The following is a 5817-nucleotide window of genomic DNA, read 5'->3' on the forward strand; positions in this document are numbered from 1 at the left end:
TCATGGCCGCGTCGGCTCGAAATCCMTGACGACCTTGCCGGTCTCCTTCCAGGTGCCCTTCTCACGGCGGTCCAGCCAGACCGGCCACGCGCGGGCCGAGCGGCTCCTGTCGAAGGAGACCTCGTGCAGGGTGCCGTTCACGGAGACCTTCTGGATCTCGCGGTCCAGGGTGCGGCGCAGGGACGCGGCCGTGCCCGGCGCGGGCAGCTCGCCGAGCGCCGTCCCCAGGGCGAGTGCGCCGTCGTACAGCTCCTGGTTGCCGCGGGCGGGCAAGTTGTCGTCGGGGCCGCCCGTGTACGTGCGGGTACGGAGCACGCCCGCCGGGATTCCCTTGTCCCGCGCCTCCTCCCGCGCCCGTTCCGCGGAGTCGGCGCACGGGCCCGCCGGGTCCCCCTGCATGAGCACGGGGCCGTCGAAGCCGCTCGCCCGCAGCGTGCCGGCCCACTTCCGCACCGGCTCGCCCACGGGCACCACCACCGCGTCCGCACGCGCGGCCGTGGCCAGCGCCGGTATCCGGGACCGCTCGATTTCGTCGGGCTCGACGTCGAGCGCCTCGGCGGAGACCCCGCCCGCGCGCAGCCCCGTCGCGAAGCCGTCCGCGCGGTCCGCCCAGAGCTTGTCCTGGACGACGAGCACGCGGCGCGCGTCCGTCTCGGAGCGGAGATAGCGGGCCATCGCCTCGCCCTGACGGCCCTCGTCGGCCGGGATCGCGAACGCGGCGCCCGGCTGCGCGTACTCGGCACAGGTGCTGATCTCCGGCAGAAACGCCTCGTCGGTGTCGTGCACCCAGGCGAAGTCGCCCGTGTCCCCGATCACGGCCAGCATGCGCGGGTGCTTCGCCAGCAACGCGCGGGAGCTGGTGTCCGGGTTCGCGGAGACCGGGACGAGCCGGAAGCGGCCCCTGTCCCCGGCGCCCAGCGTCTCCTTGAACGCCGACTCCACGGTGCGCCGCTGCTGCGTGGTGAACTGCCGGTACTCCGACCTCTCGTACGCGTCGCCCGACCGGTCCGCGCCCACATGCCGGTAGCTGGTGGCCACGCCGATCTCAAGAACGGCCTTCGTGGCACCGTCCCCCGCCGCGCCCGGCGAACCGGCGTCGGCGTCCGCCGCCATGACGGCACGGAGCCCGAGGCCCGCGGGGATGCCGACGGCCAGGATCAGGGCCGCGGGCAGCAGACGGCGCCGTGCGGACCGCCGCCGCGAGCCGCCGGAGAGGGGCGCGGGCCGGGTGTCCGCCTTCGCGACCCGGCCCGCCGCCMTGGACGGCACGGCGTCGGCAGGGGCCGCCGACAGCACGGCGTCCGAGGGTGTCGCCGACGGCAGGCCGTCCGAGGGCTCCGGGGTCCCCGCGTGCGGCCCCGTGCCGAGCCCCGCCGCCGCCTCGATGCGCGCCAGCGCCGCCGCCGCGTCCGCCGGACGGTCTGCGGGGTCCTTGGCGAGCAGGTCGAGGACCAGACGCTCCACCGGCCGGGTCACCTCGGGGCGGGCCGCGCCCGGACGGAGCGGAGCGTCGTTGAGGTGGTGGTACATCACTCCGGCCGCCGACCCGGTGAACGGGGGCCTGCCGACGAGGAGTTCATAGAGCACGCAGCCGAGCGCGTACAGGTCGGTGCGGCCGTCGCCCGCCTCCTGGCGGAACCGCTCCGGCGCCAGATACGGCACGCTGCCGAACGGAAGCTGCCCCGTCCGCGTCAGACGCGCCTCATCCCCGGCGCCCTCCATGAACGTGGCGATGCCGAAGTCCACGAGCTTCGCCGTGCCGTCCGGCGCGACCATCACATTGGCCGGTTTGATGTCGCGGTGCACGACGCCCGCCGCGTGGGCCACGCGCAGGGCGCGGCAGACGTCCGCCGCCCAGCGCAGCGCGTTCGCCACCGGCACCCGGACGCTCTCCCGGAGGATCAGGTCCAGCGAGCGTCCCTGGACGAGGGCCATCACCAGATACGGGGTGCCGCCGTCCTCGCCGTGGTCGTGGACGGCGACGATGTACGGGCTGTCGAGCGAGGCGGCGGCGCGTGCCTCGCGCCGGAAGCGATCCAGGAGCTGCCGCCGTTCGGCGTCCTCGGCGTCCTCGGCGTCCTCGGCGTCCTCGGCGTCCTCGGCGGCCTCGGCGGACGGGGTGAGCAGCTTGACGGCCACCTCGCGGCCGAGGCGGGTGTCCCGCGCCCGCCACACCTGCCCCATGCCGCCCGCCCCGATGGGCGCGAGCAACGCGTACCGCCCGCTCAACAGCCGCCCTCGCACGGCGCGTCCCCCTTCGGCGTGCTAGCGGTTGACGGCCTGGATCTCCTGGACGACGACGTCCTGCTCGGCGCCGAACTCGCCGTCGGGCAGCGCCTGTTCGCCGTTGACGCCGGTTCCGGTCCAGTGGATCTTCCAGGTGACCGTCGCCTTCAGCGGGTACGAGCCGTCGCCCGAGGACCGCAGATACCTCACCCCGCAGGGCGGCTCCTCCTTGGACCTCCCCTTCGCGTACGGCTGCCCGATCTTCCCGTCCACGATCTCGCAGACCCCGCCGGCGGGGTAGGTCTCGGCGTCCGGGGTGCCGGGGTCGATCTTGAGGGAGACCGGTTCGGCGACCGTCGTCGCCTCGATGTCCAGGACGTCCACCCGCGCCGTGACCGACACCGGCTTGAACTCCGCGCCGTCCAGCCAGGCCCAGGTGGGCAGATTCACCTTGGTCTCGGCCTCGGGGGCGAGGGACACCTTCGTACCGGGGACGCGGATCCGCGCGTACGCGAGCTTCGCCAGGATCTCGGCGTCGATGGTGGGCAGGTCCGCGGGCGGCGGCTCGTTCTCGTCGACCCAGAACGTCTCCTTGTCGCACTTGTCCCAGCCGGGCGGGTAGGTCTTGTTCGGGAACCCCGTCCACCAGTAGCCCTTACCGGCCTTGTCGAGGTTGAAGTTCTTGTACGGCTCACCCTCCACGTACCGCTTGCGCTGCTCCGCGTCCCACTGATAGCCGGTGGAGTCCACCGCCCAGACCGCCTCGCGTTCCTTCTTGAACTGGGCGGGAGTGTAGGTCGGTCCGTACCAGCAGGGGGGCGGGCTGTAGTCGCCGGTCGGCGCGATGACGCCGCTCTTGGGGCCCGAGCCGTTCTTGGACTCGTCGTAGCTGATGCCGCCGGCGGTGGCCAGCAGAGAGCCGCCTTCCTGGCCGCCGGAGACCTCGGTCGACGGTGCTTCGGTCCCGCCGCCGATTCCCTTCTCGGCGGCCGCCGGTGTGGCGGACAGCGCCACTCCGGTCATGGCCGCGACGGCTATCAGCGCCATCGACCTGTGCTTCATGGCTGGCATGTGTCGCTCCCCCGAGTCGCGGTCAGCTTCGTGGTCACCCAGACGCCCGCCTCGTTCCTGGACAACTGGGCGGCGTAGAGCACGTAGCTGTTCTTCGTGGCAGGTCCCTTGTCGACCTTGTTCTTCTTGAGGTACTTGTCGTAGACCTTGCTCTGGTCCTCGCAGTACGTGAGGCCCGCCTTGCCGCCGTCCGCCGTGACGGTCGCCTTGTAGTAGCGGTAGGCCCCGGTCGTGCGGGCGTCGGCCTTCACGTACTCCTGTACGTACTTCTGCGCGTTGGCGGCGGCGTCACCCTCGTAGTAGAACCGCAGGGCCTTGTGGGCCGGGGCCTTGTCGGCGATGGCCAGGTCGACGGCCTGGATCGCCTGCTCCCTGTCGGCCAGCACCGCGTCCTTGTTCTTGTCGCCCGTCCTGGTCCACTCGAACTCGTACGTCAGGTCCGACGGGAGCTCGATCTTCGGGCGGTCGGCCGCCCGCTCCGCGGGCCCGCTCGGGGACGTCGACTTCTCGTCACCGCCCCCCTGCTCCGCTCCGGCGATCTTCTCGTCGGCGGATGACTTGTCGTCGCTGCCGCAGGCCGTCAGCAGCAGGGCCGCGGACACGGTCAGCGCGGCCGTCGCGAGGCGGAAGGGGCGATTCACTGTCAGCTCCAGGGCGCGAGTGTGGGGAGGTGGCGCGAATACAGCACGCTAGTGCGGTCCAGGAGCCGATACCAGGGAGATGTGTGCGTACGAAAGGGGCGCGGAGGACGTATCGCCGCGAAGTCATGTCACAGTTCTGTGCGGTTCAGCCCTTCACCGCGCCGCCCAGCGCGAAGCCTCCGCCGAGGCGGCGCGAGATCAGGACGTACAGGAGGATCACCGGCGTCGAGTAGAGGATGGAGAACGCGGCGAGCTGGCCGTAGACCACGGTCCCCTTGTTGCCGAAGAAGTCGTTGATGCTGACCGACGCCGGCATCTGCTCGGGGGAGAGCAGGAGCATGAAGGGGACGAAGAAGTTCCCCCACATCATGACGAAGGAGAAGACGGTCACCACGGCCACCCCGGGGCCCATCAGGGGCAGGACGATCCGGAGCAGGGACTGGAAGGACGAGGCGCCGTCCGTCCAGGCGGCCTCCTCAAGATCCTTCGGCACCCCGTCCATGAAGTTCTTCATCAGCCAGATGGCGAACGGCAGTTGGGACGCCGCGAAGAAGAAGATCGTGCCCTGCATGGTGTCGATGAGGTCCACCCGCACGAACAGCGCGTACACCGGAACCATGATCGCGGTGATCGGCAGGCTCGTCGCGAAGAGGATCGTCAGCATGAAGGGGCGGTTCAGGCGCGAGCGGTAGCGGGAGAGGGGGTAGGCCGCGAGGGCCGCGCAGACGACCGTGAGCAGGGTGCCGCCGCCGCACAGCAGGAAGCTGTTCAGGAGCGGGGTGAAGGTGATCTCCGGGGTGAGGACCTTGTCGTAGTTGTCCAGGGTCAGGCCGTCCGGGAGCCGTACGCGCAGGTCGGCCTTGGGGTCGAAGGAGGAGAGGACGACCCAGGCGAGAGGGAGTACGAACGCCGCCGCCACGACGAGGAGGCCCGCGTCGGCCGCGAGGCGGTGTCGCGTACGGCGGGAACGCGGCGTGCGCGCGGCCCTGGTGGTCTTGATGGCGGACACTCAGACCTCCGTACGCAGCAGGCGCATGTAGACGAGGGAGAAGAGCGAACCCACCAGAAGGAGGAGCAGGGCCACGGCGGTGCCGTAGCCGATCATGCTCTTCTGGAAGGCCTGCTCGTACATGAAGAGAGGGAGCGTCTGGCTGCGGTTTCCCGGGCCGCCGCGTGTCATCACCCAGATCAGGCCGAAGACGGAGAGCGTCTGGAGGGTGTTGAGCATGAGGTTCGTGCCGATCGAGCGGCGGATCATCGGCAGCGTGATGTGCCACATGCGGCGCCAGCCGCCCGCGCCGTCGACCTCGGCGGCCTCGGTGATCTCCTGGGGGATCTCGTCGAGGGCCGCGGAGTAGACCAGCATCGAGAAGGCCGTGCCCCGCCAGACATTGGCGAAGGAGACCGCCAGGATCGGGAGCGTGAACAGCCAGTTCTGGCCGGGGAGATGGAGGAGGTCGAGGACCGCGTTCAAGGTGCCCTCGCGGCGGAAGAACGCGTAGAGCAGGAAGCCCGCCACCACCTCCGGCAGGACCCACGCCGTGATGACGACCGCGCCGGTCGCCGTGCGGACCGGCTTGGACGCGCGCCGCATGAGGGAGGCGAGGGCGAGGCCGAGGACGTTCTGGCCGATCAGGGAGGACAGGACGGTGAAGACGAGGGTGAGCCAGACCGCGTTGAGGAACCGCTCGTCGCCGAACGCCTCGCGGAAGTTGTCCAGCCCCACGAAGCTGGACTCGGCCTGGCCGGTCAGCTGGAGGTCGGTGAAGGCGATGTACGCGCAGTAGCCGATCGGCCCGGCCAGGAACAGCACGAGCAGGACGACGGCGGGGGAGACGGGCAGGGCCCTGGCCAGGCCGCGCCGGGTGCGGGCTGCGGT

At 71.1% G+C, this 5817-nt stretch carries 5 protein-coding genes; all 5 read right to left on the minus strand.

Annotated elements, in window-relative coordinates; translation table 11 throughout:
* The gene (locus AB8Z36_RS27595) at window positions 1-2244 is read right to left on the minus strand and encodes a serine/threonine-protein kinase (protein ID WP_369216091.1); all 2244 of its coding nucleotides are present in this window, start codon (window positions 2242-2244) and stop codon (window positions 1-3) included.
* 21 nt (window positions 2245-2265) lie between these two features.
* Window positions 2266-3297 carry a hypothetical protein gene (locus tag AB8Z36_RS27600; RefSeq protein WP_369216092.1) on the minus strand — a complete coding sequence of 344 codons (1032 nt, stop codon included), beginning with the start codon at window positions 3295-3297 and terminating at the stop codon, window positions 2266-2268.
* Window positions 3285-3938 (minus strand): hypothetical protein, encoded by a 654-nt coding sequence (locus tag AB8Z36_RS27605; RefSeq protein WP_369216093.1) that lies wholly within the window; start codon window positions 3936-3938, stop codon window positions 3285-3287. Before AB8Z36_RS27605 ends, AB8Z36_RS27600 begins: the two co-directional genes overlap by 13 nt.
* A gap of 145 nt (window positions 3939-4083) precedes the next feature.
* The gene (locus AB8Z36_RS27610) at window positions 4084-4947 is read right to left on the minus strand and encodes a carbohydrate ABC transporter permease (RefSeq protein ID WP_369216094.1); all 864 of its coding nucleotides are present in this window, start codon (window positions 4945-4947) and stop codon (window positions 4084-4086) included.
* Window positions 4948-5793 carry a carbohydrate ABC transporter permease gene (locus tag AB8Z36_RS27615; protein WP_369216095.1) on the minus strand — a complete coding sequence of 282 codons (846 nt, stop codon included), beginning with the start codon at window positions 5791-5793 and terminating at the stop codon, window positions 4948-4950.
* Window positions 5794-5817 lie beyond the last annotated feature (24 nt).

Origin of the sequence: Streptomyces flavofungini, assembly GCF_041028215.1 — a bacterium.
Taxonomy (GTDB): Bacteria; Actinomycetota; Actinomycetes; order Streptomycetales; family Streptomycetaceae; genus Streptomyces; species Streptomyces flavofungini_B.

Excerpts from the sequence above, each read along its gene's own strand:
- AB8Z36_RS27600 (WP_369216092.1), bottom strand. The coding sequence starts at position 3,297 with ATGCCAGCCATGAAGCACAGGTCGATGGCGCTGATAGCCGTCGCGGCC.